Here is a 12,455-nt window from a genome sequence, read left to right as displayed (position 1 = left end):
AAATCGAGGATCTTCACGCCTTCGAGAGCCTTGCTCATGGGATACTCGCAGTCCTGAATGGTTGATCGTGTGTCCGGCACCGCCCGGTCCGCTCGGGTCTGCGGGCGCTGCACGGTGCGTCTCTCGCGATGCGGGGCCCCGCCCCGGATCGGGCCCGGGGGCCGGGCCCTACAAATCGGGTCGGCTGTATACCTGATCGTTTATACATGGTCTGGTCCGCCGTGCCAGACGCCCGCGGGCCGGGCCCGGGGACGGCCCGAAACGGCGCGCGGCGAGGGCGGCCGGGCGGATTCCGGCGCTCGGGCCGCCGCTCCTGACGATGATGTGAGTGCCGCGGCGGGGCCTCGTGGTGCCGTGCCGGCCCGCCGGCCCGCCTGCGTCCGCGGTGATCGCGCTGCCCGGGCTCGCCGCCCTCTGCGAGGTCGCGGCGGCCTGCTCCTGTCGGTTCATGAGCGTATCCTCCGGTTCTTGTCCGCACCGGGTCGCCATGGCGTGGCGGGATCCGGCGCGGCGGGACGTCCCGGTCGCGGGGTTCTCCCCGCGCTACCGGGCGACGAGGCTGGGTCCGCGGCCGATCTGGCGTGGCTCGCGGGTCCGGCGCTTCGGCGTCTCGCCCGGTGAGCGCGCGCGACGACGCGCCCTCCGGCATCCGGGTCCGCCGCCGGTTCGAGCCGGGGGGTCGGGCCGCGGAAAGTGGCGGCCGCACGGCCCCCACGTCAACGCCGTCGAGACTGGCATACCAAATACCAAGTGTCAAACAGGGCAGCGGCGGCGTCCGGGAGGACGCCGCCGCTGCGGACGTGCGGTCCTGCGAGGGCCCGGCCGCGCCCGAGGGGCGCGACCCGGCCGGCCTCAGGCGGTCCGGACCGGCGCTGCGGCGAGCGGCGCCTCGGCCGGCCCGCCCGCGAGGTAGCGCAGGCGCATCGGCTTCAGCACGAACAGGGCCAGCAGTGCCGCCGTCACGTTGAGCCCGATCACGATGGCGAAGACGGCCGTCCAGCCGTAGGCCGCCGAGACGAGGCTCGCGAAGGGGACGAGGAAGGCCGCCGTGCCCTTGGCCGTGTAGAGCATGCCGGCGTTGGTGGCGGCGTATTTCGAGCCGAAGGTGTCGCCGCAGGTCGCCGGGAATAGCGAGTAGATCTCGCCGAAGACGCCGAAATACATCGCCGTCGCCAGGATGAAGATCAGCGGGTTGCGCCCGCTCGTCAGCAGCAGGACGACGGCGATCGCCGCGATGCCGAAGGCGATGAACATCGTGTTCTCGCGGCCGATGTTGTCCGAGACGTAGCCGAAGAACGGCCGCCCGAACCCGTCGAAGACGCGGTCCAGCGAGATCGCGAAGGTGAGCGCCGCCATCTGCAGGCCGAACAGGCTCACCGGCACGTCCGCGACCTTGAAGTCGTGGGCGATGGGCGCGATCTGCGCGGCCGCCATCAGGCCGCCGGAGGCCACCATCACGAACATCGCGTACATGATCCAGAAGACCGGGGTCCGCACCGCCTCGCGCGGGGTCCGGTCGACCTGGGACTGGGGCAGGCGCAGGCTCTTGCGCTGCACCGCAACCGTCCGGCGGGGCTTGCGCAGGAACAGCGACAGGACCAGCACCACGCCGCCCTGGATCAGGCCGAAGGTGAGGAAGGCGCTCTGGTAGCCGCTGGTGGCGATCATCTTGGCGATCGGCACGACGGTCAGCGCCGCGCCCGCGCCGAAGCCCGCCGCGGTGGCGCCCGCCGCGAGGCCGCGCCGGTGGGGGAACCACTTCAGCGCGTTGCCGACGCAGGTGCCGTAGACCGAGCCCGCCCCGATGCCGCCGACGACCGCCGCGAGGTAGAGGAGCGGCAGCGAGGTGGCGTAGGCGTCGAGCACCCAGGCGAGCGCGATCATCACGCCGCCGAAGGCGACGACGATCCGCGGGCCGTAGCGGTCCACGAACCACGCCTCGATCGGCACCAGCCAGGTCTCGGTCGCGACGAAGAAGGTGAAGGCGAGCTGGATCGCGGCGCGGCCCCAGTGATGGGCCGAATCGATCGGATCGACGAACAGCGTCCAGCCGTACTGGAGATTCGCGATCATCGCCATGCAGAGGATGCCGAAGGCGAGCTGCCACCACTTGGCGGCCGGAGAATCCTGAGGTTCGAGAAGGTCTTGGCGTTCCATCCCTGGTCCTTTCCCGGCTGCCGGAGAGGCGGTTTCCCCGAAGGCTGCGGCAGCGTGAACTGGTATGCAATATGCCATCTTGCAGGGCTGGGTCGACTTTAATCCATATCCTGGCGAAAATATTTTCATGCGACATCGCGGTCCGGTCGCGCGCGGTGGGCTGGAGCCCGATCCGCGCGCGACGCGTCGATCGGAGTGCCCCGCCATGAACATCCCCGCCGCGCTCGTGCTCCAGAGCGTTCCCTTCGCCGGTCTCGCCCTCGCGCAGGAAGCCCCGGGGCGCGACGCCATCGCGGTGGCCTACGTCGCGCTGTTCGGCATCGTCGCCTCGATGATCCTGCTGTTCGGCGACGTCGGCTCCCTGTCGCCGGACTTCGTCGCGGCCACGCAGGGCTTCGGCTACTGAGGCCCGCGCGGGCGCCGCGATTTCCCGTTGCGTTGCCGGGGGTTGGGGCGGGCGCTCCCGCGCTTTCCCCTTGGCAGCCGGCGGCGGCGGGTTCATCCTCCCCTCCAAGGCCGAACGAATGCGGCCCGGATCCGGAGGTACGTTCATGCTGTCCAACAGCCGTCTGATCAAATCCGCGTGGATCGCGGTGGAAGTCACCAAGGAGCGCGCCGAGCGCGTGCTGGTCGTCGAGACCTACATCGCCGTGAGCCCGCTGGAGCAGAACTACGACGCCGGCAAGTACGACAAGGTGCTCGACTGCGTGCGCAACGTGCTCGCCTCGAACCCGGACATCGACCGCGCCTCGATCCTGAGCATGCACCGCGGCTCGGGCTGCACCAGCCTGTTCCGGGCCACTCCCGCGGCGGCCTGACCCTGCCCCGGGACGAGGCCCGCGCCATGGCTTCGACCCCGCTCAACGCCCCGGCCGAGCCGGAGGCCACCGGGCCCTGGTCGCCGGGGATCGAGTCCGCGCTCCCCCGCGCCTTCCTGCCGCTCGCGACGATCTACCGGCCGGAGAACGTGGAGACGCGGCTGGAGGACGCCCTGGAGATCAGCGCCTTCAGCGGCCTGCCGCTGCAGGAGGTGGTGGCCTTCCGGCCCGGGCGCCTGGTCGTCCACGAGGTTCTGATCCGCGTGATGGCCGACCTCTCGGTGCCGGTCGGCGAGACCTACGGCGACCTCGGCGTCAACTTCCGCGCCATCGTGGCCCGGATCCTCTCGGGCTACGTCGAGCCGCACGCCGCCGAGATCGCCGCCGCCCTCGAGAGCCTCCGGGCCGAGGCGACGGCGGCGCTGGAGGCCGCCCTCGCCGAGATCTTCGCGCCGCCCCCCGCCCCGCCGGAGCCGGAGGCCGGGAGCTCCTGGCGGTCCTGGCTCGGCCTCGCGCCGGCGCCGAAGCCGGCGCCCGCCCGGCCCGCCGAGACGACGGAGGAGCGGGCGCAGAGCCACCTCCGGGACTGGGCGGCGCGGGCCGGCACGGACACGCTGGAGGCGGCGGCCTGCGCGGCGCTCGCGCGGGTGGTCTCGGCCATCGTCCGCCACCGCGGCAAGCTCATCGGCGACCGGGCTCTGCTCGTCTCCCTCGCCCGCACCCTCGTCTCGAACGAGGAGGGCAGCCGCCGGATCGGCTGCCTGATCGAGCCCTGGTTCGCCGAGGCGGTGGCGCGCGAGGGCTACCGGGCGCTCAGCGCCCAGGAACGGCCGGTTGTGATGAACGTGAAGGGGGCCTCGGCCTCCGGCAAGAGCACGATGCGGCCGTTCCAGCGGGCGCTCGCGGGACGGATCGGGGTGCAGTGGGCCGACTTCGCCCTGATCACCCCCGACATCTGGCGGAAATACCTGCTCGACTACGACGCGCTCGGGCCCGCCCGGCGCTACGCCGGCACGCTCACCGGCCACGAGGTCGAGATCGTCGACCGGAAGCTCGACCTCTACATGGCCCGCAAGGCCGGGGAGCAGCGCATGTCGCACCTCCTGATCGACCGCTTCCGCTTCGACAGCTTCAACGCGGTCTCCGGCCACGAGGACGGCAGCCAGCTCCTCACCCGCTTCGGCGACCTCGTCTTCATGCTGTTCATGATCACGCCGCCGGACGCCACGGTGGAGCGGGCCTGGAAGCGGGGCGAGCAGTTCGGCCGCTACAAGGCGGTGGACGATCTCCTGGCCCACAACGTCGAGGCCTACACGGGCATGCCGCGCCTGTTCTTCACCTGGGCGCTCCGGGCGGACAAGCGCGTCCACTACGAGTTCCTGGACAACTCGGTGCCGGAGGGCCACCGGCCCCGCACCGTCGCCTTCGGCTGGAACGGGGAGATGACGATCCTCGACCTGAAGTTCATCCTCGACGTCGACCGCTTCCGGAAGATCAACGTCGACGCGGGCGGCCCGGAGCAGGTCTACCCGGAGGCCGGGCAGATGGCGCCGGAGCGCAACACAGACTTCCTGAAGCTGTGCGCCCGCAAGATGCGGACGATCCGCTTCGCGGAGCACGCCACGGGACGCGTCTACGCCCGCGTCGACGCGGGGCGGCTCGCCTGCCTCGACGCCGGCATCTTCGCGGCCGTGCGGGAGGATCCCGAGATCCGCGCGGCCTTCGCCGCCCTCGGCGGGGACCGCGTCGGCGAGGCGGCGACGGCGGAGGCCGAGACCCTGCGCCCCGACGAGACGCAGACGCTCGGCGCCTGGGCGGGCGCCTGACCGCTCAGCCCGCGCGCCCGCGCAGCCGGTGCCAGAGCCGCTCGATGCCGCGCGCCGCCTTCTCCAGCGGCACCTTGAGCCCCGGCACGTCCTGCGCGAGGAGCGCGAGGCCGAGCGGCAGCATCCAGAGCCCCAGGACGGGCAGGATCGAGAAGATCCCGCCCAGGATCAGGAGCAGGGCGGCGCCGACGCGCAGCCAGAGGCGGGAGGGCTCGCGCAGCCAGTCGACCCCTGTCCTCAGGCGGTCCGGCAGCTTCTCGGACAGGCGCGTGACGCGCGCGTCCCAATCCTCGGCGGTGACGGCCATGGTCCTCCTCGGGCAGGTTCGGGGGAGGGGAACGCGCTCGGCCGCCGCATGGATCAGTGGGGCAGGACGGATTTTCTGCCAGCAGGGCTCGCGAGATCGGGATCTTCCTGCGCCCTCGGAGCCGCGCATGGGCGGCGCCTTCGCTTCTCCGTCCCGGTATGATCCCGCCGGGGAGGGGGCTCCATGGCGCGGGGGGATGGTCACGAGCGTCGCTACGAGGGTTACCGGCAGGCGGCGCGCGAGGCGACCGCCGATACCCTGTACGACCTCGCGCGGGCCGGGTGCGCGCCGCGGGCGCTGCTGCTCGGCCTTCGCCTGACCGCGATCGACGACGCAGCGCTCGCCGCCTGGGAGATCCAATGGTCGGAGAGCCGCTTCCCCTGGCGAAGGATCGTGGGGCAGGCCAGGCCCTACATCCGGCGGTTCGAGATCGCCATCTGGGTCCGCGGCGATCTCCTGGGCCTGTGCATCGGTCGGGCCTCGCGGGGGCCGGACAACGTGACCCTCCACTACGTCGAGCGGCGGCGCGGCTCGAACGGCCTGAAGGGCTCCGTCGCCGAGATCGCGACGGACGCGGCCGAGACCTACGCGGTGATCATTGGGCGCCGCCAGCTCAAGCTCAAGGATCCGGTCGAAGGGGCGGTGCCGCTCTACAGGGTGTTGGGCTTCGAGCTTGCGGGGTCCTACCGCGGCAGTACATATTTCGGACGGAGCGTTTCACCATGAACCGGCCGGCACCGAGATCAGACGACGATCGGCACCTCGACGAGGTGGCCGAGGCCGCGCGCCTCGAGGGTCACGCGCGCCTGCAGGGCCGGAGCAGCGGCGCGCGCGCACGCAGTACCGCCCAGCGCGAGGCCATCGCGCGCCTGGCCGAGGCCGAGGGTTCCGAGGATGTGGGCCGGCCCGGTAGGCGCCGCGACGCCTGATCGCAGCCTGCCTCTCGATCGATGCCCGAGCCCTCAGGTCCGCCCGGACGATCGGTCCGCCGACAAGTGGCTCCGCGCTCCGCTCTAGCCTCCGGCCCCTCGACCCCGTAAACACCCGCGGCGGAGGCCGCGCGTCCCCGCGCGGAGCCTGACGGAGGAACCATGCCCCGCTCGATCCTCAACCTTGCCGGAGCCGCGCTGATCGCCATGACCGCTGCCGCCAACGCCGCCGAGTACGTCACCACGCCCCAGGGCCTGAAGTACAAGGACGAGGTGGTGGGCACCGGCCCCGAGCCGAAGGCCGGTCAGCAGGTCACCGTGCAGTACACGGGCTGGCTCGACGAGAACGGGCGCAAGGGCAAGAAATTCGATTCCTCGCGCGACCGCAACCAGCCCTTCACCTTCACCCTCGGCGCGGGGCAGGTGATCCAGGGCTGGGACCTCGGCGTCGCCTCGATGAAGACGGGCGGCCGCCGCACCCTCGTGATCCCGGCCGACCTCGGCTACGGCGGTCGCGGCGCGGGCGGCGTCATCCCGCCCTACGCCACGCTGATCTTCGACGTCGAGCTCCTCGGCGCCAAGTAGGCCCGCGCGCGGTCCCGGCGGGGGCTTGAGCGATGCTGTTCACGCACCTCGCCGACGACCTCTTCCGGCCGCTCGCCTCGCCGAGCCGCGCCTTCAACGCGGCCCTCCTCCTGCACCTGCACCGGCGGGTGATGGCCTATTCCGTGGAGCCGATCCGCAAGGGCGAGCTCCTCGCCGCCATCGGCGACTTCGCGGCCGGCTGGACGCAGGGCACGATCGCCGACGACGAGGCGCTGCCCCCCGATCCGGTCGAGCGGCGCTCGGCCATCTACCGGCGCTTCGTCGAGGCGGGCTGGCTGGTGGAGCGGCGCGAGCGCTACGTGCCGGTGGTCGATTTCGACCCGGAGGCGCGCCTCCTCCTCGAGGAGCTGTCCCGCCTCGACCGCGGCGAGACGCGCTCCTACGGCGGCGCCGTCCTCGACGTGCTCGGCAGCCTGGAGAGCGCGGTGGCCAACCCGGCCGACCGCTCGGAGGCGCTGAGCAACGCCGCCAAGGCCGCGCGCACCTTCCTCGGCCACGTGCGGAGCCTCGCCGGCTCCATGCGCAAGATCGAGGAGCGCATCCTGCGCGAGGAGGACCAGCGCGCGGCCTTCCGCCTCTACTTCGAGGATTTCGTCGAGCGCCACCTGATCAGCGACTACCGGACGCTGCACACGCGCTTCAACCCGTTCCGCTTCCGCTCGGCCATCGTGCGCGAGGCGGGCCGGGCCCTGCGCGATCCGCTGCTCGTGCGCGGCCTCGCCGAGGCGCTGGTGCGCGAGGCCCGCGCGCCCGACCTCGCCGCCGGCGAGCGCCGGGTGCGGGCGGACCTCGCCGAGATCCTGGCGGTCTTCGAGGGGCTCGACCGGCACCTGGAGGCGGTGGACGACGTGGTGGCGCGGCTGGAGCGCCGGATCGCGGCCGCCGTGCGCTACCTCGACCGGCCGGACACGCTCGCCATCGAGCGCACCGCCGCGGCCCTGCGCGCGGTCGGCGCGGCGGCCGGGCCGCCCGATCTCGCCCCGGAGGTCTCGCTCCTGCGCCCGCCCCTCGGCGAGGCGCATCTCTTCACCCCGCGCAGCCGCCGCGCCCCGATCGAGGCCGAGCCGCTGCCCGAGATCCACCTCGACCCGGCGATCGAGGCGTTCGTGATCGCCAAGGCCGAGTTCCGCCGCCGCACCACCGTGACGCCGGAGACGATCGCGACCTTCCTCGAGGTCAAGCTCGGCAGGGCGCCCTCGATCCGCGGCTCGCAGATCGCCGTGGAGGACGTCGACGAGTTCGTGATCTTCCAGCGCCTGCGCGAGATCGACGTGCTGTTCGACGGCACTTTGGGCGAGCGCTACGCCCTGTCGCGCGCCGAGGGCCGCGTCTCGAACGGCTGGCTCGACTGCCCGGACTTCGTGGTGGCCCGGCGCGGGGCCGGGCAGGGGGCGGCCCGTGCTTGAGGCGTTCCGCAGCATCGTGGACGGCGACGAGCCGCCGCCGCCCGGCGCCCGCGCGCCCGACGAGGAGGAGCTGGCCCGCGCCCTGCAGGTGCTGCTCAAGACGCAGGTCGTCTACGCCGGCACGCCCGGCATCGGCCGCTCCTACGAGCTCGCGCGGCACTACGCGCCCTTCTTCAAGGACTACTTCGCCTGCCTCGGCTACGCCTTCGAGGTCTCGCACCGCGACCAGATGGTGTTCCTGCGCCTGCCGCCGGAGGGCGTGCGCCACGACATGGTCTCCGAGCGCCTGCGCAAGGACGAGACCCTGGTGCTGCTCGCCCTGCGGATGGCCTACGAGGAGGGCCTGCGCGACCACCGCGTGACCACGGACGGCCTCGTCGAGTGCACCACCGACGACATCGCCGACCTGCTGCGCACCGCCGCCCGCATCGACCCGCCCGAGGAGGCGCGCCTCATCGAGATCCTGCGCCTGTTCGCGCGCCGCGGCGCGGTGCGGATGGGCGAGCGCGACCGGACGGAGCGCATCACGCCGCTCGCCGTGCTGCCGGGCGTCAGCGTGATCGCCCCCGATTCGTGGCTCGACGCGATCCGCTCCTGGGCCGAGGCGGGAGAGAGGCCGGACGAGGGGCCGGGATAGGGCCGGCCCGCCCTTCGTCCCGCCCCGTGTTCCCCCGGGCGTGTTCCCGCCGCCCTTGTGTCGCCGGCCAGTTCCGGCCAACTGGGCTCAACCCTGACCCTGTGCCGATCGAGGCAGACGACCCGGCTTGTACCTTCTCACCGACATCGCCCTCTCCAACTGGTACCTCATCCGGCGCGAGCAGATCCGGATCCGGGGCGCCTCGGCGCTCGTCGGGCCGACGGGGGCGGGCAAGTCGACCATCTTCGACGCGGTCGGCACCGTGCTCGCCGGAAACAACGCCAGCCGCCTGGCGCTGAACGCCTCCGCCTCCGGCCGCAGCGCCCGCACCGTGCGCGACTACTGCCTCGGCTGGATCAGCGACCCGGCCGAGGGCGGGCGGCCCACCCGCGAGGCCTGCGAGACGGTGCTCTGCCTCGTCTTCGAGAACGAGGCGACGGGCCGCGTCGTCTCGGTCGGGCTCGCGCTCGCGGCGCGGGCCGAGGAGCAGAAGGAGGAGGTGCTCTCCCGCTTCGTCTGCGTCGGCCACCGCTTCGAGATCGAGGACTACGCCCGGGTGACGCGAGAGGGCAGCTTCACCGCGCCCTGGGCCGAGATCGCAGCCGATCTCAGGGCCCGCGCCGAGCGCTTCGAGGAGTTCCGCACCTCCGGCGAGCGCTTCACCTCCGAGCTCCTGGCGACGCTCCGCGAAGGCGCGCCGGCGCCCGACCCCCGCCACTTCCTGCGCACCTTCTCGAACGCCGTCGCCTTCAAGCCGATCTTCGACTCGAGCGGCTTCGTGCGCTCCTTCGTGCTCGATCCCGAGCCCCTCGACGTCGGCCGCATCCGGCAATCCGTCGAGAACTGGCGCCGGCTCCTCGACACGATCCGCGAGCTGGAGACGAAGCTCCAGCGCCTCGCCCGCCTCGTCGCCCGCTACGAAACCTGGGGCGACGCGGTGCTCGCCGCCGCGACCCACGAGGCGCGGGCGAGCGTGGCCGATCTGCGGCGGCGCAGCCTCGACCTCCTGGCGATCCGGACCCGTCTGCGCGACGGCTCCGAGGCCCTGCGCATCGCGCGCGAGAGCGTGCGCTCCAGCCACGGCTTCGTGCGGGAGATCGACGGGGAGATCGCCGAGCGCAAGGCGATGATGGCGGGCGGCGGCGCCGACGGGCACCGCGCCGCCGCCGATGCCGGCCTCGCCATGCTGGAGCGGGACCGGCGGGAGCTCGCCGCCCGCGTCGCCGACCTCGTCGGCCTCGTCCAGCAGATGGGCCGGCTGATGCCGGTGGCGGGCAGCCTGCGGCCGCACGCGCCCCAGGCGGCGCGGCTCGCCGAATCCTGCGCCCGCTCGGGGCTGCGCAAGGAGGCGACCCTCGACGAGATGCTGCGGGCGGACGGGCCGCTCGCCGGCCTCCTCGACGGGCTGGCGCGGCTCGAACCCTTCGACGAGATCCTGGACCGGGCGGCCGAGGAGGCGGCCTTCGCGGCGCGGGCGCAGGAGGCGGAGGCCGAGCGCACGGCGCCCCCGCCCGCGAGCGGCGCGCAGGCGGCGCGGCTCTCCTCCGACACGGCGGCCTTCCGGGCGGAGCTCGCCCGCCTCGGCATCGACGCGGTGCCGGTCTGCGAGCTCGCCGAGATCGTCGATCCGCTCTGGGGACCCGCGCTCGAGGCGCTGCTCGGCCGCGCCCGGGAGGCGCTGGTGGTCTCGCCCGAGCGGCTGGAGGAGGCGCTCGGGCTGCTGCAGGGCAAGCGCAACCTCTACCACCGCTGCATCCTCGTGAAGACGACCGACACCGCCCGGCAGCGGGCGCGCCGCTTCGACGAGGGCGCGCTCTCGGTGATCGAGACCTCCGACCCGCACGCGGAGGCGTTCCTCGCCGTGCGCCTCGGCGGCTACGACCTCGCCGCGAACGACGCGGAGCTGCGCCACATGAGCCGCGCCGTCGCCCCGAGCGGGCGCACCACCGCCGGCATGGCCTACTCGGTGACGCGCTCGGTCGACCTCCTGATGACCCGCGGCGAGCGCGGGCCGACGCCCGAGGGCCGGCGCCGGCACGAGGCGGCGGTGGCCGAGGCGCGGCGCCTGCGCCAGGAGGCGGCGGTGCTGCGCGAGGCCGCGCGGAGCGCCGCCGCGATCCGGGCGCGGACCGCTCGGGGCGGCCTCGACGTCGACGCCCTGCGCGAGGAGGCGGACGGGCTGGAGGGGCGCCGGCGCACCCTGGCGACCGAGCGCGAGGCGATCGAGAAGCGCGACACCGGGGGGCTCGCCGCCGAGATCAAGGACCTCACCGCCGAGCGCGCCGCCTACCTGCGCGAGCTCGCCGAGGTGCTGGAGCCGAAGCTCGACGCGCTCCTCAGCGAGGAGGCGCAGCTCAAGGCCCGCCTCGCCTCGGCGCGCGAGGCGGCCCGCGCCGCCCTCGCTGCCCGCCGCGGCGCCCTGCACCGCCTGCGCGGCGGCGACGCGCAGCGCATCCGGCTGTCCCGCGGGCAGGCCCTCGACCTCGGCGCGGTGGGCAGCGTGCGCGAGGCGCTGCGCGGGCTCGAGCCGAAGGAGGTCACGGCGCTGGCGGGCGCCGAGCGCGGGCTCGCCCGGGAGGCCGCCGAATCCGCCCGCTCCCACGGGCGCGCCGCCGAGCGCGACCTCGCCGAGTACTGCGCGCAGTGGCGGATCGAGAACCCCCTCGGGCGCAGCGACCTCGCCGCCCGCGGCGAGGTGCCGGCCACCTTCGGCTACGACTGGGCCCGGCGGGAGCACGACGACGTGGCCGGTCACGAGCTGCGCCGCTACCGGGCCCAGGCGGAGCGCGCCGAGGGCGAGATGCGGCGCCTGATGACCGAGGACCTGCTGACGCGCCTCGCCGACAAGTTCGAGCGCGTCCGCTCCCGGCTCGACGCCCTCAACGAGCGCCTCGCCTCGCAGACCTTCACGGGCCAGACCTACGCCTTCGAGGCCACCGTCGACCGCCGCTACGCCGCCGTCCACGCGCTCGCCACCGAGGTGGCGCGCTCGCCCGACGCCGCCCAGGCCCTGCTGCCGGCATCGGGCGAGGGCCCGATGGCGGCGGCCCTCCAGGAGATCTCGGAGCTGATCGCGGGCTCGGAGGACGCGGCGCGGCTCGCCGACTACCGCAACTACTTCGTCTACGAGATCGGCATGCGCGACCGGGCGGGCAACCGCACCACCATGTCGAGCCGGGCGCTGCGGGGCTCGGGCGGCGAGGCGCAGGCGCCGTTCTACGTGGCGATCGCCGCCTCCCTGGCCAGCGCCTACTATCCCGGCGACCGGCCGGGCGACGAGAACCCGGGCCTCGGCCTCTGCCTCCTCGACGAGGCCTTCTCGAAGCTCGACGTGCGCAACTCGCAGGGGCTCGTCGACCTCTACCGCGCCTGGGGGCTGCAACTCCTGATCGCGGCGCCGGAGGACAAGCGCACCACGCTGACCGAGGTGATGGACACCATCGTCACCGTCTACAAGAGCCCGGACCTGCGCTCCGTCCGGATCGAGTCCGAGCACCCGCTGGAGGCGGCCAAGCGCGCGCTCGCCGCGATCAACCCGGAACGCCGGGGGATCGAGGGGTTCCAGGGCCGCGACGCGGCCGAGTGAGGGGGAAGGGGGGCACCGCCGGCTCAAGCGATCGGGGGAAAGTTCGACCGGCGGTGCCGGCCGGATGAGAGGGGGGTTAGCTCATCCAGCCAGCTTCCTGCCTAAGGCTCGCACGGAGAAGTGGCATTCACATACGTGAAATCGCTCCGGAGAATCCGGTGCACAGCCGCCGGGCGGGCCGTG

General features: G+C 73.4%; 11 protein-coding genes. 9 read left to right on the top strand and 2 right to left on the bottom strand.

Going from position 1 to position 12,455, the window contains the following annotated elements; genetic code table 11:
• Positions 1-852: 852 nt before the first annotated feature.
• Positions 853-2,157: an oxalate/formate MFS antiporter gene (oxlT, locus tag MOX02_RS12860; RefSeq protein WP_147026184.1), complete on the bottom strand. Its 1,305-nt coding sequence runs from the start codon at positions 2,155-2,157 to the stop codon at positions 853-855.
• 205 nt (positions 2,158-2,362) lie between these two features.
• Here oxlT and MOX02_RS12855 point away from each other — a divergent pair, with 205 nt between their 5' ends.
• The 3 genes from MOX02_RS12855 to MOX02_RS12845 all read left to right on the top strand — a co-directional run bounded on the left by MOX02_RS12855 (position 2,363) and on the right by MOX02_RS12845 (position 4,801).
• The gene (locus MOX02_RS12855; RefSeq protein ID WP_147026183.1) at positions 2,363-2,563 is read left to right on the top strand and encodes a hypothetical protein; all 201 of its coding nucleotides are present in this window, start codon (positions 2,363-2,365) and stop codon (positions 2,561-2,563) included.
• 145 nt (positions 2,564-2,708) lie between these two features.
• Positions 2,709-2,975, top strand: coding sequence for a hypothetical protein (locus tag MOX02_RS12850; protein ID WP_147026182.1), 267 nt, complete (start codon positions 2,709-2,711; stop codon positions 2,973-2,975).
• 26 nt (positions 2,976-3,001) lie between these two features.
• Complete coding sequence (locus MOX02_RS12845; protein ID WP_147026181.1) at positions 3,002-4,801, top strand: hypothetical protein; 1,800 nt, start codon at positions 3,002-3,004, stop codon at positions 4,799-4,801.
• 4 nt (positions 4,802-4,805) lie between these two features.
• Here MOX02_RS12845 and MOX02_RS12840 read toward each other — a convergent pair whose 3' ends face one another.
• Entirely contained in the window at positions 4,806-5,108 is a 303-nt protein-coding gene (locus MOX02_RS12840; RefSeq protein ID WP_147026180.1) for a hypothetical protein, read from the bottom strand.
• A 183-nt stretch (positions 5,109-5,291) separates the two neighbouring features.
• Here MOX02_RS12840 and MOX02_RS12835 point away from each other — a divergent pair, with 183 nt between their 5' ends.
• The 6 genes from MOX02_RS12835 to MOX02_RS12810 all read left to right on the top strand — a co-directional run bounded on the left by MOX02_RS12835 (position 5,292) and on the right by MOX02_RS12810 (position 12,272).
• The gene (locus MOX02_RS12835) at positions 5,292-5,834 is read left to right on the top strand and encodes a hypothetical protein (RefSeq protein ID WP_147026179.1); all 543 of its coding nucleotides are present in this window, start codon (positions 5,292-5,294) and stop codon (positions 5,832-5,834) included.
• Complete coding sequence (locus MOX02_RS12830; RefSeq protein ID WP_147026178.1) at positions 5,831-6,037, top strand: hypothetical protein; 207 nt, start codon at positions 5,831-5,833, stop codon at positions 6,035-6,037. The genes MOX02_RS12835 and MOX02_RS12830 overlap by 4 nt, the downstream gene beginning before the upstream one ends.
• 162 nt (positions 6,038-6,199) lie before the next feature.
• The gene (locus MOX02_RS12825; RefSeq protein WP_147026177.1) at positions 6,200-6,622 is read left to right on the top strand and encodes an FKBP-type peptidyl-prolyl cis-trans isomerase; all 423 of its coding nucleotides are present in this window, start codon (positions 6,200-6,202) and stop codon (positions 6,620-6,622) included.
• Between the two features lie 32 nt (positions 6,623-6,654).
• Positions 6,655-8,049, top strand: a complete 1,395-nt coding sequence (locus tag MOX02_RS12820; protein WP_147026176.1) for a Wadjet anti-phage system protein JetA family protein — start codon at positions 6,655-6,657, stop codon at positions 8,047-8,049.
• On the top strand, positions 8,042-8,686 hold the full coding sequence (locus tag MOX02_RS12815) for a DUF4194 domain-containing protein (protein ID WP_147026175.1): 645 nt from the start codon (positions 8,042-8,044) through the stop codon (positions 8,684-8,686). The genes MOX02_RS12820 and MOX02_RS12815 overlap by 8 nt, the downstream gene beginning before the upstream one ends.
• 127 nt (positions 8,687-8,813) lie before the next feature.
• Complete coding sequence (locus MOX02_RS12810) at positions 8,814-12,272, top strand: SbcC/MukB-like Walker B domain-containing protein (protein WP_147026174.1); 3,459 nt, start codon at positions 8,814-8,816, stop codon at positions 12,270-12,272.
• Positions 12,273-12,455: the final 183 nt, after the last annotated feature.

Origin of the sequence: Methylobacterium oxalidis, assembly GCF_007992195.1 — a bacterium.
Lineage (GTDB): Bacteria > Pseudomonadota > Alphaproteobacteria > Rhizobiales > Beijerinckiaceae > Methylobacterium > Methylobacterium oxalidis.
Note: the sequence above shows the minus strand (reverse complement) of the source record. Positions and strands in the feature narration are given on the sequence as shown.

Excerpts from the sequence above, each read along its gene's own strand:
- oxlT (WP_147026184.1), bottom strand. The coding sequence starts at position 2,157 with ATGGAACGCCAAGACCTTCTCGAACCTCAGGATTCTCCGGCCGCCAAG.
- MOX02_RS12855 (WP_147026183.1), top strand. The coding sequence starts at position 2,363 with ATGAACATCCCCGCCGCGCTCGTGCTCCAGAGCGTTCCCTTCGCCGGT.
- MOX02_RS12850 (WP_147026182.1), top strand. The coding sequence starts at position 2,709 with ATGCTGTCCAACAGCCGTCTGATCAAATCCGCGTGGATCGCGGTGGAA.
- MOX02_RS12845 (WP_147026181.1), top strand. The coding sequence starts at position 3,002 with ATGGCTTCGACCCCGCTCAACGCCCCGGCCGAGCCGGAGGCCACCGGG.
- MOX02_RS12840 (WP_147026180.1), bottom strand. The coding sequence starts at position 5,108 with ATGGCCGTCACCGCCGAGGATTGGGACGCGCGCGTCACGCGCCTGTCC.
- MOX02_RS12835 (WP_147026179.1), top strand. The coding sequence starts at position 5,292 with ATGGCGCGGGGGGATGGTCACGAGCGTCGCTACGAGGGTTACCGGCAG.
- MOX02_RS12830 (WP_147026178.1), top strand. The coding sequence starts at position 5,831 with ATGAACCGGCCGGCACCGAGATCAGACGACGATCGGCACCTCGACGAG.
- MOX02_RS12825 (WP_147026177.1), top strand. The coding sequence starts at position 6,200 with ATGCCCCGCTCGATCCTCAACCTTGCCGGAGCCGCGCTGATCGCCATG.
- MOX02_RS12820 (WP_147026176.1), top strand. The coding sequence starts at position 6,655 with ATGCTGTTCACGCACCTCGCCGACGACCTCTTCCGGCCGCTCGCCTCG.